The organism is Winogradskyella sp. HB-48, assembly GCF_049942685.1.
In the GTDB taxonomy this organism is placed as follows: Bacteria; Bacteroidota; Bacteroidia; order Flavobacteriales; family Flavobacteriaceae; genus Winogradskyella.
This window is the reverse complement of sequence record NZ_CP187934.1, coordinates 717,661-736,097: the sequence shown is the minus strand read 5'-3', so window position 1 is coordinate 736,097 and position 18,437 is coordinate 717,661. Positions and strand designations below refer to the sequence as shown.

The window sequence follows — 18,437 nt, the reverse complement described above, 5'->3', positions numbered from 1 at the left end:
AAAACGTTTTCGTGTTAAAAACTTTTTAACAATCATTAACATTTTTAGAAAAATACCAAAAAAAATAAGGAATTCGCAATTAGAGATAGTTAAAATTAAGGACTTTAGAATTTGATTTGTTAAAATAAGGTTATCTTAGCTTATTGATTTATAGCTTAAATAATGAAACGAAAAATCACATTAAAACAAATAGCTAGAGAGTTAGAGGTCTCTATTTCAACGGTTTCAAAAGCCTTGAGAAATAGTGCAGAGATAAGCGAGGATACGAAGCAAAAAGTACAAGCCTTTGCAAAGTTATACAACTATAGGCCTAACAATATTGCCTTAAGTTTAAAGAATCGTAAGACAAATACTATCGGTATTATTATTCCTGAAATTGTACATCATTTCTTTTCTAAGGTAATACGCGGAGTTGAATTGGTAGCCAACAAAAGAGGTTATAATGTCATTGTTGGACTTTCGAACGAATCATTTTCTAGGGAAGTTATTAATATGGAAATGCTTGCCAATGGTAGTATAGATGGTTTTATATTGTCAATTTCTAAGGAGACTCAGCAGTTACAAGATTATCATCATTTTAATGAAACTATGAGTCAGGGAATGCCGATTGTAATGTTTGACCGTGTGGTTTCAGATATTAACTGTGATAAAGTCATTGTAGATGACTTAAATGGTGCAAAAAATGCCGTAGAAAAACTAATTAAGAACAATTGTAAATCAATCGCTTTAATAACCACCAAAGACTATGTTAGTGTAGGAAAGCTTAGAACTCAAGGCTATCTTGAAGCTTTAGAGAGTCACGAAATCCAACCAAAATCTGAACTTATTTTGAAAATTGATGACACACTTGATTATGAATCTAATTTAGAGGCTCTTGAGGTTGAGATAGGACAATTATTTAAGTCTAATAAAGACATAGATGGGATTTTTGCTGTTAATGAATTGTATGCTTTATCGGCAATGAAGGTTGCAAGAAAATTAGGTTTGGATATTCCTAATGACATACAAGTTATTGGATTTACCAATGGTGTATTATCTAAACATTCTACACCGAGTTTAACTACAGTAAGTCAACATGCACAACAGATGGGTGAGATTGCAGCAGATTTACTGATTAATAAATTGGAAAATAAGATAGAGGCAGAAGAAGAGGAGTTTCAAACTATTATTATCGAAACTGAATTAATTGAAAGAGAATCTACCAAGTAGAAATTTAACATTGGCATTTTAAAATCTTTTATATCTTTACAGCCAAATCAAGACTTATATTTTCACTTCACAAATAAGTTTTGATAAGCATAGCTTGTCAGAATAGTATAAATCAATAACATACTATTATGAAAAAGCGCAGATTAGGTTTCTGGGAAATCTGGAATATGAGTTTCGGTTTCTTAGGAATCCAAATGGGTTTTGCATTGCAAAACGCAAATGCCAGCAGTATTCTCAGTAGATTTGGGGCAGAAGTCCATACACTATCTTGGTTTTGGTTAGTAGCTCCTGTAACAGGTTTAATTGTTCAGCCTATAGTTGGTCATTATAGTGACAAGACTTGGAATAGGTTAGGCAGGAGAAAACCATATTTTCTAGCAGGTGCACTGATTGCATCTATTGGAATGGTTTTGCTTCCTCATTCGGACGCATTTATTCAATACCTCCCAGTTCTATGGTTTGGGGCAGGTTTTTTGATGCTAATGGACGCATCATTTAATATTGCAATGGAACCCTTTAGGGCTTTTGTTGCAGACCTAATGCCAGTTGACCAAAGAACTTTGGGTTTTAGTATTCAAACGGTTCTAATAGGTATAGGTGCTGTTATAGGGTCATTTTTACCATATGTTTTGGCTGAATGGTTTGGTGTCAGTGATCAGGCATTAACAGGTGGTGTTCCTTTAAATGTAAAATATTCATTCATTGTAGGGGCAGTAGTATTAATTATTACTGTATTAATTACAATTTTTACAACTAAAGAGTACTCTCCAGAAGAAATGAAGATGCTTGATGAATATCAGGATAGTGATTCTTCCAATACAGAAGAAAAATCCGGATTGAAGAATATTTTCTCTGATTTTATAAAAATGCCTGAGACTATGCGGCAGTTGGCATGGGTTCAGTTCTTCTCATGGTTTGGCTTATTTGGTATGTGGGTTTTTACTACAAGAGCAATTGCACAGCACATCTATGGATTGCCAGAAGAAGATACTTTAAGTTCCTTATATTCTGATGCTGAAAAATGGACTGGTGTAATATTTGGTGTTTACAATGGAGTTTCTGCCATAGTTGCATTTTTCTTGCCTTACATCGCTAAAAAACTTAGTCGTAAGAAAACACACATGCTATCACTAATAATAGGTGGTTTAGGCTTAATCTTTATGTATTTCGCACCTAATAAATACTGGTTGATTCTTTCTATGATAGGTGTAGGCTTTGCTTGGGCAAGTATTCTGGCTATGCCTTACGCCATGTTAACAGGATCTCTACCTATCAAGAAAATAGGTGTATACATGGGAATTTTCAATTTCTTTATTGTTTTGCCACAAATTTTAAACGGAATAATAGGTGGTCCAGTAGTTAAATATTTTTATGGTGGAAATCCTATGTTAGCATTAGTCACTTCTGGTATAAGCTTTTTTATAGCAGCATTGTTAGTGAGAAGAGTACATGATGTAGATGAAGTAATTGAAACAAACTAAATGAACAAAAAAGGCTTCATATTCGATTTAGACGGTGTCATTGTAGACACTGCAAAATACCATTTCTTAGCTTGGAAAAAATTAGCTAATGATTTAGGTATAGACTTCACCGAAGAAGAAAATGAGCAACTAAAAGGAGTAAGCCGAGTAAAATCTCTTGAAAAGATTTTAGCTTGGGGAAATAAAACGCTTTCAGAAAAAGAATTTAAAGCGCAAATGGCCAAGAAAAATGAAGATTACTTAGGCCATATTGCTAAAATGGATGAATCCGAGATTCTTCCTGATGTGCCAAGAGTACTTAACTGCCTTAGTAAAAATAATCAACCAATATCACTAGGCTCTGCAAGCAAAAATGCCAGAACCATTTTAGAGCGTGTTAACCTTAAAGAAAAGTTTAACGCTATCGTCGATGGCAATGATGTTACCAAAGCAAAGCCAGACCCAGAAGTATTTCTGATTGCGTCAAAACTGTTGAATGTAGAACCAGAAGACTGCATCGTTTTTGAAGATTCAGTTGCTGGCGTAGAAGCAGCCAATGTTGCCAATATGACGTCTATCGGCATCGGTAGTGAGGATGTATTAGGACATGCCAAGTATGTGTTCAAGGATTTTACGGAAATCTCAGAAGACTTCATAGAGAAACTTATAAACGAATAAAAAATTAAGCCTTTTTCTTGGCTCAAAAAAGAAATAAATGAACTTAGATTATATCATACCTAATGCATGGTCAATCATAGAAGAAGGATTCGACCCAAACAAAGTTAAAGCTTCAGAAAGTATCTTTAGCTTGGGAAATGGTGCAATGGGACAACGTGCCAATTTTGAAGAAAGGTATTCGGGTCCAACATTTCAAGGTAGTTACATTGCTGGTGTTTATTATCCAGATAAGACTCGTGTTGGTTGGTGGAAAAATGGTTATCCGGAGTATTTTGCTAAGGTGTTAAATGCACCAAGCTGGATTGGTATTAACGTAGTAATTAATGATGAAACCTTAGACCTGCATACGTGTAAAAAAGTAGAAAACTTTAGACGCGAGCTTAATATGAAAGAAGGTTGGCTATCTAGAAGTTTTACGGCAACACTTCAAAATGATGTAGAAATCGAAATCAATGCGAAACGTTTTCTAAGTCTTACTGAAGACGAAGTAGGTGCAATTAATTATGAAGTAAAACCAATAAATTCTGATGTTAAGGTAACATTTCAACCGTATTTAGATAGTGGAATTACAAATGAAGATACCAACTGGGACGACCAATTTTGGGATACACTAGATGTGATTAAAGATGGTAAAAAAGCATTTATCAAAGCCAAAACGATGAAGACGGAATTCCATACGTGTACATTTATGGAATCTCGCATTTTTCTTAATGGAAATTCAGTTGAAGCAAACGCAACAGTTGATAAATCTTCAAATAAAATAGCTTTTACTTATACGCAAGATACAAAGCAAGGAGAAACTGTTTCTATTCATAAATTTGGCGGTTATACGGTTGATAGAAATCACGATAAAAACCAATTAATCAATGCTGCAAGTTCAGTTTTAGACACAGCTATAAATGCTGGTTTTTCAAACTTGTTAGATTCTCAAAAAGAAGCTTGGGCTAAGATTTGGGATATGGCAGACATCACTATAGATGGTGACTTAAAAGCACAACAAGGTATTCGATTTAATATCTTTCATTTAAATCAAACTTATTTAGGAACTGACCCACAATTAAACATTGGTCCTAAAGGATTTACTGGCGAGAAGTATGGTGGAAGTACGTATTGGGATACCGAAGCTTATTGTATTCCATTCTATATGGCAACCAAAGACCAAAGTGTTGCCCGAATGTTGTTAACCTACAGATACAAGCACTTAGAAAAAGCCATTGAAAATGCCGAAAAATTAGGCTTTAAAAATGGTGCGGCTTTATATCCAATGGTAACAATGAATGGTGAGGAGTGCCATAACGAGTGGGAAATCACTTTTGAAGAAATCCACAGGAATGGAGCTATAGCCTTCGCTATTTATAATTATTTCCGTTACACAGGTGATTTCAGTTATGTGCCAGAGATGGGACTTGAAGTGTTGATTGGTATCGCAAGATTCTGGCACCAACGTGCTACGTTTTCAACATACAGAAATAAGTATGTCATTCTCGGCGTAACAGGTCCTAATGAGTACGAAAACAATATCAACAATAACTGGTACACTAACTACATCGCAAAATGGTGTATAAAGTATGCAGCAGAATGCATAGATAGGGTTGAAGCCGATTATAATACAGATTACACACGTATAATGAATAAGGCTAAATTGTCTAAAGCAGAAGTTAAAGAATGGTTAGAAGTGGCAAATAATATGTACTTCCCTTATTCTGAAGAACACAATGTGTACTTACAGCAAGACGGTTTCTTGGATAAGGAATTAATCACTGTAGCAGATTTAGACAAGTCGCAACGCCCAATTAACCAAAAGTGGTCTTGGGACAGGATCTTACGTTCGCCATACATCAAACAAGCTGATACGTTGCAAGGGTTCTATTTCTTTGAAGACCATTTTACAACTGAAGAATTAGAGCGTCATTTCGATTTTTATGAGCCATTTACGGTTCATGAAAGTTCATTATCGCCTTGCGTACATAGTATCCAGGCTGCGAAGTTAGACCGAATGGAACAAGCGTACACGTTTTATTTAAGAACATCACGTTTAGATTTAGATGACTATAACCACGAAGTACACGAAGGGCTTCACATTACTTCAATGGCTGGTACTTGGATGAGTATTGTAGAAGGTTTTGGAGGTATGCGTGTTAAGAACAATAGGCTAACCTTTGAACCTCGCATTCCTGAGCAATGGGAAGGCTATTCATTCAAAGTAAATTTTAGACATCAAATCTTAAAAGTAATCGTTAATCAAGGTAAAACACACTTTGAAGTTGATGGCGACCAAGATTTACAAATAATGGTAAATGGAGAAAATGTAACTATTTCGCCAAACAACTTAGTAACAGTTTAAGCTGCTACATTTTACAAGAACATTAAACTTATTATTATGAAAAAACTATCATTAGTTATAACTCTATTTTCAATCGTTTTAATGTGGTCTTGTAAAGAAAAGGCAGATTATAAAACAACTGAAACTGAAGATAAACCAGTAGTTGAAGCAAATGACATTGAGAGAGTTGAACCACCATTTTGGTGGACAGGCTTCAAAAACAATTCGCTTCAACTTTTAGTCAAGCATCCTAATATTGGCAGCGCCAAAGTAGAAATTTCAAAATATGGAATCACACTTAAAGAAGTTCATAAAGCCGATAGTCCAAACTATCTATTTTTAGATTTAGAAATTGCTGAAAGTGCAAAGCCAGGTAAATTCAATATTGTTTTTAAACAGAAAGATGGTACCGAATTAACTCAAACCTACGAGTTAAAAGCAAGAGAAAAATCAGCCGAAGACTATGTAGGTTTTGACAGTTCTGATGCAATTTATCTTATTACTCCTGACCGTTTTGTCAATGGCATCACAGCTAATGATACACCAACTGGTATTGAAGGGCAACCACAATTGCAAGAGCAAACCATCGATAGAAATGATGATTATGCAAGGCATGGAGGCGATATTGCAGGTATAACGTCGCGCATAGAATACATTAACGATTTAGGGTTTACTGCTGTTTGGCCACAACCTTTGTTAACCAACGATATGAAGCGTGGTTCATATCATGGCTATGCTGTTACGGATCTGTATCAAATTGACCCTCGTTTCGGAACTTTAGAAGAATATAAAGAACTATCTACTAAGCTTAGAGAGAAGGATATGAAACTCGTAATGGACCAAGTTGCCAATCATTGTGGATTATACCATTGGTGGATGAAAGATTTGCCTTTTAAAGATTGGATTAATCTTCAAGAAAATTACGAGGAAAACATAGAAAATTGGGGAAATGATTTCACCATAAACTCTAACCATAGGCGTACAACCAATCAAGATATTTATGCTTCAAAAGCGGATCATGATGGCATGTCTCAAGGTTGGTTTGTGGCTACGATGCCAGATTTGAATCAAAAAAATCCATTTATGGCTAAATACATCATTCAGAATAGTATTTGGTGGATAGAAGTTGCTCAGCTAGGTGGTATTCGTCAAGATACCTATCCTTATCCTGATAAAGATTTTATGAGTGATTGGGCAGGTGCCATTATGACCGAGTATCCAAATTTTAGTATTGTAGGCGAGGAGTGGAGCTACAATCCATTATTAATTGGTTACTGGCAAGAAGGAGCCAATAATAGAGATGGTTATGATTCTAACTTAAGATCTTCCATGGATTTTGCAATGCAAAATCTAGTAGTTCAAGGCGTAAAAGAGGAAGAAGCCTGGGACAAAGGTTTGGTAAAAATCTATGAAGGATTGGCCAATGATTTTCATTATGCTAGTCCAAAGGATATTATGGTTTTTCCAGACAACCACGATATGAGTCGCATTTTCACCCAAATGGATGGCGACATAACGAATACAAAAATGGCAATGGCAACGTATGCTGTTATGCCAAGAATTGTTCAGATGTATTACGGTACAGAAATTTTAATGAATGATTTTGAAAAGCCAGGTGACCACGGACTTATTCGTACCGATTTTCCTGGTGGTTGGGAAGGTGATGCTATTAATGCGTTTACAGGCGAAGGTTTAACCGATGAACAAAAAGATATGCAGTCGTTCATCAAAAAGCTTTTCAATTACAGAAAAGAAAGTAAAGCCATTCACGACGGAAAAACCGTGCATTTTGCACCATTTGTAGGCACCTACTTTTTGTATCGCACCTTAGGAGATGAAACTGTCGTTTTAATTTTGAACAAGAACGAAGACATAATCACAATTGACCTTAATTATCAAGAGGAAATGGGATTAAAAGGCAAGACGCTTAAAAATGTCATTACTGGAGAAATGGTAAAATGGGGAGAAGTATTAGAACTAAAATCTAAAGGTGTTACAATTCTAACCACAAAGCTATAAAGATGAAATATTTAGGCATCATACTTTGTTTTACTGTATTGGTATTTTCCTGCAAAGAAGAAACTAAAAAACAAGAAACACCAATACAAGAAACAGAAGAACAATCTATAGTTGAATTCAAAACGGTTGAATATGCCAAATTAGCTTCAGGAAAATTATTGCGAGTAGAAGATTTTCCATCAGAATACATCAAGCCCAGACCAGTGGATGTTTGGTTGCCAGAAGATTATTCTGAAAATAAAAAATACAACGTGCTGTATATGCACGATGGCCAAATGTTGTTTGATAGCACAACAACTTGGAACAAACAAGAATGGAAGGTCGATGAATGGGCTTCAACATTATTGTCCGAAGAAAAAACTAAAGATTTTATAGTCGTTGGTATTTATAACATTGCAGACATTCGTTGGCAAGATTTATTTCCTCAAAAAGCATTTGATTTATACTTAAATAAAAAAACTCGTGAAAGACTCTTAGCAGAGGCTATAAATGCAGATCAGAATACTGATCTTTATGGCGATAACTATTTAAAATTTATAGTTGAAGAATTAAAGCCTATAATTGATAGCACGTATTCGGTGTATACAGACCAAGAACACACTTTTGTAATGGGTTCTAGTATGGGAGGCTTAATGTCTATGTATGCTATGAGTGAATATCCAGAAGTGTTTGGTGGTGCAGCCTGTATATCCACGCATTGGGTTGGAGCAGCACCTAGAGAAGATAACCCTTTACCAGATGCCATTTTTGAGTATATGGAAGTCAATTTGCCGCACGCAGGACAACACAAATTGTACTTCGATTACGGTAACAAAACTTTAGACGAATATTATCCACAATATGCACCAAGAGTAGACGCTATTTTAAAACAAAAAGGCTACAGAGAAAACAATGCCAAGAACTTGTTTTTTGAGGGTACAGATCATTCTGAAAATTCTTGGAATGCAAGGTTAGACCAACCTTTATTGTTTTTGTTAGGAAATAATTAATCGGCTTTGTCATTCCGCACTTGATGCGGAATCTATTTTATATTTATGAAACACATCATCCTATACATATCAATTTTCTTAATAACGGTTTCAGTAGTTGCACAAAACCCAAACCGACAATACCAATCACACAATGAAGAAAACGGAATTTTTTCTGTAGTCACAAATGACGGAACGTATAAGTTTCAGTTTTATACTTCAGAAATTCTTGAAACAAGTTTTATTCCAACAAACGAAAAATATAACACAGAATCTCACGCTGTAGCACTTCAACCTGAAGTAGTTAAAACAAATTACAGTTATGTAGGTAATGATATTATATTCGGAACCAATGACCTATCGATAAAAGTAACGACAGAACCTTTCCAAATCTCATACTACTACAAGGACAAACTCATTACTTCCGAAAAACGCGGCTACTACAAAAGTAAGCAAGAGCCAATGGATATGGTAAAAGGTAACATCGTTGCCGATTCCACCGAAAAAATAGAGTTCAATTTATCAAAAGAAGAAGTGTTATACGGAGGTGGATCAAGAGCTTTGGGAATGAATCGTAGAGGACATCGTTTACCATTATTCAACAGAGCACATTATGGTTACGAAACGCACAGCGAATTGATGAACTACACAATGCCAATAGTATTGTCGTCCAATCAATATATGATTCACTTTGACAATTCACCAATTGGGTATTTGGACTTAGATAGTAAAGGTGATAACACCTTAACATACGAAACCGTTTCAGGCCGAAAAACCTATCAAATCATCGTAGGAGAGTCGTGGTATGATATGTTGAATAATTATACCAATCTCACAGGAAAACAGCCAATGTTACCACGTTGGGCTTTGGGTAATTTTTCAAGCCGATTTGGCTACCATTCGCAAGAAGAAGTTGAGCAAACTATAGCAAAATTTAAAGAAGAAAAGATTCCAGTTGATGCTATTATTTTAGACTTGTACTGGTTTGGTAAAGACATTAAAGGTACAATGGGAAATTTGGAAGTCTTTAGAGACTCGTTTCCAGATTTTGAAGGTATGGTGAAACGCCTCAATGATAAAGGCGTCAAAACAATCACAATTACAGAGCCTTTTGTGTTAACCACATCAAAAAAATGGAATGAGGCAGTCGCTAAAAATGTATTAGCAATAGATTCTGTAGGTAATCCTGCTAAGTATGATTTTTACTTTGGTAATACAGGTATTATTGATATCTACAAACCAGAAGGCGAACAATGGTTTTGGAATACTTACAAAGATTTAGCAAACAAAGGTGTGGCTGGTGTTTGGGGAGATTTAGGTGAACCAGAAGTGCATCCAGATTGGGTGCAACATCATACTGGTTCGGCTTCTGAAGTGCATAATATTTACGGTCACGATTGGGCACGTTTAATCCACGAAGGCTATCAACGCGATTTTCCAAATACAAGACCATTTATTTTAATGCGCGCTGGTTATTCTGGTAGCCAACGTTACGGAATGGTACCTTGGTCTGGCGATGTTAACCGAACTTGGGGAGGACTGCAAAGTCAGCCAGAAATTGCATTGCAAATGGGAATGCAAGGCTTGGCATATATGCATAGCGATTTAGGTGGTTTTGCAGGTGCTAACTTAGACGATGAGCTTTATGTGCGTTGGTTGCAGTATGGTGTTTTCAACCCAATATTCAGACCGCACGCTCAAGAAGAAGTACCAAGTGAGCCTATTTTTAGGAGCGAAAAAGCCAAGCGATTAGCAAGTTTTGCCATTGCAATGCGTTACAGATTATTGCCGTATAACTATAATTTGGTATACGAAAATCATAAATATGGCAAGCCTTTAATGCGTCCGCTTTTATTTGAAGAACCAAACAATTCTGAGTTATTCAATTATACAAAAACCTATTTGTGGGGAAATGATATTTTGGTGTCACCAGTTTTGGAAGCAGGTAAAAAAGAACAAGAAGTTTACTTCCCAAAAGGCTCAAAGTGGTTTGATATCGAAACCGATAAGATTACCGAAGGCGGAACAACAAATATTGTACAGTTGAGAGAAGATTTTATCCCTGTTTATGTTAGAGCAGGTGCCTTTATTCCATTAACTGATATGGTTCAAACTACGGAAAATTATGATGATGGTGCATTTCAATTACAGTATTATCACGATGATTCTGTAAAAAAGTCTGAGCGAGAATTCTATTTTGACGATGGAAAAACAGCCAATCCAATCGAGAATGAAGCTTTTCAGCTTTTAGAGTTTGAAGCTGAAGTTGAAGGTAATTGGTTAGAAATTGAGTTTGAAGCTAAAACAGGAAAAAACTATTCAGCTAAAACAAAAACTATTGCACTTACTGTTCACAACATTAAAAACAAGCCAAAGAAAATTAAAATAGGAAAAGAAAAAGTTGAAGGAACCTATAACGAGAAGTATAAAACACTTACTCTCAATGTAAATTGGGACACATCAAAAGAAAAAGAAATCAAAATAAAACTAGGCAAATAAAATGCGTTCAAATTATATAATTGCTCTAATTTTACTTGTAACGCTTGTTTTTAGTTGCAAAAAAGAGCCAAAACAAACTATAAAAACTGAAGAAACTAAATCAGTAATGAAAAAGAAAGAAGTCGTATATCAGGTGTTTACACGGTTATTTGGAAATACCAATACTAACAACAAACCTTGGGGAACTTTAGAAGAGAATGGTGTTGGTAAATTCAACGATTTCACAGATAAAGCACTTGCTGAAATCAAAGATTTAGGTGTTACGCATATTTGGTACACAGGTGTGCCACATCACGATGTTATTACAGATTATACTGAATTTGGCATTTCTAACGACGATCCAGATATTGTAAAAGGACGTGCAGGTTCGCCATATGCGGTTAAGGATTATTACAATGTAAATCCAGATTTGGCCGAAAATGTAGAGAATAGATTACAAGAGTTTGAAGCCTTAATTGAGCGTTCGCACAAAGCAGGTTTAAAAGTTATAATTGATATTGTGCCAAATCACGTGGCACGAAATTATCAGAGTCTAACTAATCCTGAAGGCACAACGGATTTCGGTGCAGAAGATGATAAAACCGTGACTTACGCAGTAAATAATAACTTTTATTACAATCCTGGCGAATCATTTAAAGTACCTAATTGGGAAAACGGGTACCAACCTTTAGGTGGCGAAAACCATCCTAAAGCCGATGGAAAGTTTGAAGAAGTTCCTGCAAAATGGACAGGAAATGGTTCAAGAGCGTCACAACCTGGTATGAACGATTGGTACGAAACTGTAAAGGTTAATTACGGGATCAATCCAGACGGCAAAAAAGATTTTGATGAGCTTCCAGAAGGTTTCGATAACGAAGATTATAAAGCACATTATAACTTTTGGAAAGACAAAACCGTACCTAGTTCTTGGATAAAATTCAAGGATATAGCCTTGTATTGGACAGCCAAAGGTGTGGATGGTTTCCGTTTTGATATGGCAGAAATGGTACCAGTAGAATTTTGGAGTTATATGAATTCGCACATTAAAATGCAGAATCCAGACGCCTTTTTACTCGCTGAGGTTTACCAACCAAATCTGTATAGAGATTACATTAAAAAGGGAAAAATGGATTACCTGTACGATAAGGTGCAATTGTATGATACATTGAAACACGTAATGCAAGGTCACGGAAGTACATACAACATTCCACCAATTCAAGAGGATTTAAAAGATATTGAACACCATATGCTCCACTTTTTAGAAAATCATGATGAGCAACGTATTGCGAGTACAGATTTTGCTGGTAATGCTGAAAAAGGAAAACCAGCAATGGTCGTTTCTGCAACTATTAGCACATCGCCAACAATGGTATATTTTGGACAGGAATTTGGTGAAAAAGCCGAAGAAGATTTAGGCTTTGGCGATCCAACAAGAACGTCGATTTTCGATTATGGAAGTGTACCGAGCGTGGTACGTTGGGTAAACAACAAACAGTTTGATGGGGGCCAATCTACCAAAGATGAAAAAGCATTGAGAGACTTTTACAAGCGCTTATTAAACTTCACGATAACTAGTGATGCCTTAATGGGTGATTATCAAGATTTGCAGCATTACAATCAACAACATACAGAATGGTACAATGATAAAGTATTGAGTTTTGCACGTTGGAGTGAAGATGAAAAGCTTATTGTTATTTCAAACTTTAATGCCGAACATACTTATGGTTTTGAATTGCAATTACCAGAAGATTTGGTGTCTAAATTAGAGTTGAAAGATGGAGACCATCAAGTTGAAGATCAGCTGTACAAAAATTATATGTCAACTTTAAAGGTTAAAGGCGGTAAAGCCCAAATGCGTATAGATATAAAACCTTTAGAATCATTAATACTTAAAATAAAAAACTAGTGTCAGTTTGAGCGCAGTCGAAAACGCACTTTTAAAAACAACTTAAAATGAAACAACTAATCACACTGATCTGCATTATGGTATTAATGCTATCCTGCAAGGAAGAAAAAAAAGAAGATAAAATAGAAGACGGACCAAAAACGAGTGTTGAAATTGAACCGATTTCAGATGAGATTTTGGAAACAGCAGTAATCTATGAAGCCAATATTCGCCAATATTCACCAGAGGGTACTTTTGATGAATTTACCAAGGATATTCCAACCCTAAAAGAATTGGGAGTAAAAGTAATTTGGTTAATGCCAGTATTTCCAATTTCGGAAACTAAACGTAAAGCAACAGGAGGGAAGTTCGCCTCAGAGTTTCCTGTTGAGGAGCGTGCAAAATACTTAGGAAGTTATTATGCTGTAACGGATTTTAAAAAAATAAACCCCGAATTTGGCAATAAAGAAGATTTTAGAGAATTAGTTAAAACAGCTCACGATAATGGTATTTATGTCATTTTAGACTGGGTTCCAAATCACACAGGTTGGGACCACGAGTGGTTAAAAAACCATCCAGAATATTACACTCAAAATGAAAAAGGTGAAGTTATTCATCCAGAAGGTACGGATTGGACAGATGTTGCAGATTTAAACTACGACAATCTAGACATGCGAAAGGAAATGATTGAGGATATGTTGTATTGGATAAAAGAAGAAGGTGTTGATGGCTTTAGATGTGATGTTGCAGGTTCTGTTCCATTGGATTTTTGGGAAACAGCCATTTCTAAATTAAGAAGTGAGAAAGATGTTTTTATGTTGGCAGAAGCTTGGGAACCAGAATTGTTGGATGGAAATCTATTTGATATGGCTTACGCTTGGGATGGCCATCATGCGATGAATGGTTTGGCAAAAGGCGAAAAGTCCGTTGCAGATTTTGATGCTTACATAGCTAAAATTAACAAAGACTACGACCAAGATGATATCTTAATGAATTTTATTACCAACCACGATGAAAATTCTTGGAGCGGAACCATAAAAGAACGAATGGGTGACAAAAAGGAATTGTTTACAGCACTTGAATATTTGATGCCAGGTATGCCATTAATTTACAGTGGGCAAGAGTACGATTTAGACCATCGTCTTAAGTTTTTTGAAAAGGATTCTATTCCAAAAACAAAAGGGAAATATTTTGATTATCTAAAGAAGTTAGGTGAGCTTAAAAACACCAATCCAGCATTACATGGTGGAAAAAATGCAGCAACCTATAAGCGATTGGATGCAGAAAAAGATGTTCTAATATTTGAGCGTTCTAAAGAGGGACAGACACTATTGTTTGTTGGTAATTTTTCTGATAAAGAAAGCTCAATAATTCTACCTAAAGGTATTTATTTGGATTATATAAGAAACACAAAAGCCGAATTAACAAGTAATCCATTTAGAATAGATCCATGGCAATATCATATTTTAATCAAATAAAAATGCAAAATAAGAGATGGATTGTACTTATCATTCTAGCAATGATGAGCTGCAAAAACAATCAAAATTCAGATATAGCGGAGGCTAATACTCAAGAAAAAAGTGTTCAACAAATACCTTTTGATTGGGAAGGAGCTAATCTTTATTTTCTACTGACAGATCGTTTTAATAATGGGGACACATCTAATGATATCAACTTCGACAGAACGAAAGAAACAGGTAAGCTTAGAGGTTTTGAAGGTGGAGACATTAAAGGCATTACCCAAAAAATTAATGAAGGTTATTTCACCGATTTAGGCATTAATGCCATTTGGATGACACCAATTGTAGAGCAGATTCACGGAGGAACTGACGAAGGTACTGGAGTCACTTACGGTTTTCATGGGTATTGGACTAAGGATTGGACAAACATAGATCCAAATTATGGCACAAAAGAAGATTTACACGAGTTAGTAAAAGCAGCTCACAATAAAGGTATTCGAGTTGTTTTAGATGCTGTGATTAACCACACAGGTCCTGTTACTGAAAAAGATCCTGTTTGGCCAGAGGATTGGGTAAGAACAAGTCCACAGTGTAAGTATGATAACTACGAAAACACAGTAACTTGCACCTTGGTAAAAAATTTACCAGATATTAAAACCGATAGCAACGAAAATGTAGAAATACCGCCTCAGTTAGTTGAAAAATGGAAGGCAGAAGGACGTTACGAACAAGAGGTAAAAGAATTAGACGAATTTTTTGAGAGAACAGGTCATCCAAGAGCGCCACGTTTTTATATCATGAAATGGCTTACGGATTACATTACTGAGTTTGGTATAGATGGCTACAGAGCAGATACCGTAAAGCATACCGAAGCGTATGTTTGGGAAGAATTCAAAAAAGAATGCGATTATGCCTTTGCACAATACAAAATGAACAATCCAGATAGAGTTTTAGATAATAATGATTTTTATTTAGTGGGCGAGGTATACAACTATGGTATAAGTGGTGGAAAGATGTTTGATTATGGTGATAAAAAAGTGAACTACTACGATGATATGTTTACTGAGCAAATTAATTTTGAATTCAAATGGAATGCCAAAGAAAGCAACTACGAAACACTGTTTAAAAGATATTCTCATATATTGAATAATGAATTAAATGGCTTCGGCATCTTAAACTATTTAAGCTCTCACGATGATGGCAGTCCTTTTGATCCTTCAAGAGAAAGGCCATTTGAAACAGCCAATAAACTTTTGTTGTCACCAGGAACATCGCAAGTGTATTATGGTGATGAATCCGCAAGATCTTTAGTTATTGAAGGTGCGCAAGGTGATGCAACCTTGCGTTCGTTTATGAATTGGGAAGCTGTTAGTTCAGATGCAAAAACCAAGAAAATTTTAAACCACTGGCAAAAATTAGGTAAATTCAGAGAGCATCATCCTGCTATTGGAGCTGGTACGCACCAAATGATAACTCAAGAACCTTATTTATTTTATAGAAGCTATCAACAAGGAAATTTTAAAGATTTGGTAGTTGTAGGTTTAGATTTGCCTAAAGGAAAAAAATTGATTGATGTTTCCAAAATTTTTGAAGAAGGTGATAAACTTTACGATGCATATTCAGGTTTAGAGGCAACTGTAAAAAACGGAAAAATAGCGATAGATTCTGAGTTCAATATTGTACTTATTGAAAGGTATTAAAACAAAAACCTATAAAGTCTAATTTTGAAACTTTATAGTTTAAAATCATAACATTCTATCATGAAACAAAGACTTTTATTAATTGCAATAACATTTCTAATGGTTGCTTGTAGTTCGTCACTCAAGAAAGCAAGCATCAGTTCACCAAACGAAGCGATAACGGTTAATTTTAACCTAACTGAAAAAGGTGAACCAACATATCAAGTACTATTTAAAAATAAAGTCGTAGTAGATACCTCTTTTTTAGGATTTGAGTTTACAGATGCCGAACCGCTTAAAGACAATTTCGAAATAAAAGCTTTCGGAACAGTTTCAAAAAACGACCCTTGGGAAATGCCTTGGGGAGAACAACTAAAAGTAGAAAATGAGTATAACGAATTGATTGTTTTTTTAGTTGAAAAGGATACAGAAAGATCTGTTAATATTGTGTTTAGAGTTCATGATGATGGTATTGGTTTTAGATACGAATTTCAACAACAAGATGGTTGGACAGAAGCCTTAATAAAAGAAGAAAAAACACAATTCAATCTTACTCAAGATTACAAAACATTTTGGATACCTGGAGATTGGGATATTTATGAACACTTGTATAACACAACAAAGCTCTCTGAAATAGACGCCTTGCAATTTGCAAATCATAAGGATTTAGCTCAAACAAGTATTCCAAATAATGCGGTAAATACACCTGTAACTTTGGTTGGTGATGATGGACTGCATCTAAGTTTTCATGAAGCAGGTTTAGTGGATTATTCAGGAATGACGCTTGGTGTAGATACTGATAACTTAAGCTTTGAAAGCATCTTGGTTGGTTCTGATAATACAGATTATAAAGTTAAACGTCAAATACCTTTTAAGACACCTTGGAGAACTATTCAAATAACAGATAATGCACCAGATTTAATTGCCTCTAACTTAATTGTAAATCTTAATGAACCAACCAAAATACATGATATGTCTTGGTTTACACCAATGAAATATACTGGAGTTTGGTGGGAAATGCACTTAGGGAAATCGTCTTGGGATTATGGAATGACTAGAGATGATAATGGCAATTGGGTTGATACAGGAGAAGCACACGGAAAACACGGAGCATCTACTGAAAATGTAAAACGCTTTATAGACTTTTCAGCAAAAAATAACATAGGAGGAGTCCTGGTTGAAGGTTGGAATACAGGTTGGGAACATTGGATTGGATTTGAAGATCGAGAAGGAGTATTTGACTTTGTTACGCCTTATCCAGATTACAATTTGGATGAGGTAACACGATATGCCAAGGAAAAAGGTATAGAAATCATAATGCACCACGAAACTTCTGCAGCCACTGAAACATATACCAAGCAACAGGACACGGCTTATGCCTTAATGCAGAAGTATGGTATGCATTCGGTAAAGTCTGGCTATGTAGGTAAGATACTTCCTAAAGGAGAATATCACCATGGACAGTATATGGTAAATCACTATAACAATGCAGCAATAAAAGCAGCTAAATATCAAGTTGCAGTCAATGCGCACGAGCCAATAAAAGCAACAGGTCTTCGAAGAACTTATCCTAATATCATTTCTCGCGAAGGTTTGAGAGGTCAAGAATTTAATGCATGGTCAAGTGATGGTGGTAATCCGCCAGAGCATTTACCAATAATTGCTTTTACAAGGATGCTGTCAGGTCCAATAGATTATACACCAGGTATTTTCAATATTAAGTTTGATGAATATAAGCCAAACAATCAAGTAAACACAACCATTGCTCAGCAATTGGCATTATATGTTGTGATTTACAGTCCAATTCAAATGGCAGCTGATTTGGTAGAGCATTATGAAGCCAATCCAGAACCACTTCAATTTATAAAAGATGTTGGAGTAGACTGGCAACAAACCAAAGTGTTAAATGGAGAAGTAGGTGATTATGTAACCATAGCAAGGCAAGAGCGCAAAACAGGAGATTGGTTTGTTGGTGGTATTACAGATGAAAATTCAAGAAACCTGGATTTAACTTTAGACTTTTTAGATGAGAACCAAAAGTATGAAGCTACCATCTACAAAGATGGGGAGAATGCGCATTGGAATGATAATCCTCTGGATATAACCATTGAAAAAATTACGGTTTCAAAAGACTCAAAACTAAGTGTAAGATTAGCTGAAGGTGGTGGTTTTGCCATTAGCGTAATAAGGTTAGACTAATCTATCTTGTTCGTTTAATTTAATGTTATAAGTAGTATGTAAGGTGGTCTAACTAGAACCGACTACTTTAAATATTGTA

Annotated in this window: 11 protein-coding genes; all 11 read left to right on the top strand. The window is 35.5% G+C overall.

Translation table 11 applies throughout. From position 1 onward, the window contains the following. The first annotated feature begins 162 nt into the window (after positions 1–162). The 11 genes from ACPX19_RS03410 to ACPX19_RS03360 all read left to right on the top strand — a co-directional run bounded on the left by ACPX19_RS03410 (position 163) and on the right by ACPX19_RS03360 (position 18,358). Positions 163–1,209 carry a LacI family DNA-binding transcriptional regulator gene (locus ACPX19_RS03410; RefSeq protein ID WP_426431496.1) on the top strand — a complete coding sequence of 349 codons (1,047 nt, stop codon included), beginning with the start codon at positions 163–165 and terminating at the stop codon, positions 1,207–1,209. 128 nt (positions 1,210–1,337) lie between these two features. Continuing rightward, complete coding sequence (locus ACPX19_RS03405; RefSeq protein WP_426431495.1) at positions 1,338–2,690, top strand: MFS transporter; 1,353 nt, start codon at positions 1,338–1,340, stop codon at positions 2,688–2,690. Further along, entirely contained in the window at positions 2,691–3,347 is a 657-nt protein-coding gene (pgmB, locus tag ACPX19_RS03400) for a beta-phosphoglucomutase (RefSeq protein WP_426431494.1), read from the top strand. 37 nt (positions 3,348–3,384) lie between these two features. After that, positions 3,385–5,691, top strand: a complete 2,307-nt coding sequence (locus ACPX19_RS03395; protein WP_426431493.1) for a glycoside hydrolase family 65 protein — start codon at positions 3,385–3,387, stop codon at positions 5,689–5,691. A gap of 36 nt (positions 5,692–5,727) precedes the next feature. Further along, the gene (locus ACPX19_RS03390; protein WP_426431492.1) at positions 5,728–7,689 is read left to right on the top strand and encodes a glycoside hydrolase family 13 protein; all 1,962 of its coding nucleotides are present in this window, start codon (positions 5,728–5,730) and stop codon (positions 7,687–7,689) included. A 2-nt stretch (positions 7,690–7,691) separates the two neighbouring features. Further along, positions 7,692–8,678, top strand: a complete 987-nt coding sequence (locus tag ACPX19_RS03385) for an alpha/beta hydrolase (protein ID WP_426431491.1) — start codon at positions 7,692–7,694, stop codon at positions 8,676–8,678. A 45-nt stretch (positions 8,679–8,723) separates the two neighbouring features. Then, complete coding sequence (locus tag ACPX19_RS03380; protein ID WP_426431490.1) at positions 8,724–11,156, top strand: TIM-barrel domain-containing protein; 2,433 nt, start codon at positions 8,724–8,726, stop codon at positions 11,154–11,156. Between the two features lie 106 nt (positions 11,157–11,262). Further along, complete coding sequence (locus ACPX19_RS03375) at positions 11,263–13,041, top strand: alpha-amylase family glycosyl hydrolase (RefSeq protein ID WP_426431489.1); 1,779 nt, start codon at positions 11,263–11,265, stop codon at positions 13,039–13,041. 47 nt (positions 13,042–13,088) lie between these two features. Continuing rightward, positions 13,089–14,498: an alpha-amylase family glycosyl hydrolase gene (locus ACPX19_RS03370; protein ID WP_426431488.1), complete on the top strand. Its 1,410-nt coding sequence runs from the start codon at positions 13,089–13,091 to the stop codon at positions 14,496–14,498. 2 nt (positions 14,499–14,500) lie between these two features. Continuing rightward, positions 14,501–16,180: an alpha-amylase family glycosyl hydrolase gene (locus ACPX19_RS03365; protein WP_426431487.1), complete on the top strand. Its 1,680-nt coding sequence runs from the start codon at positions 14,501–14,503 to the stop codon at positions 16,178–16,180. 60 nt (positions 16,181–16,240) lie between these two features. Next, positions 16,241–18,358: a glycoside hydrolase family 97 protein gene (locus ACPX19_RS03360; protein WP_426431486.1), complete on the top strand. Its 2,118-nt coding sequence runs from the start codon at positions 16,241–16,243 to the stop codon at positions 18,356–18,358. Positions 18,359–18,437 lie beyond the last annotated feature (79 nt).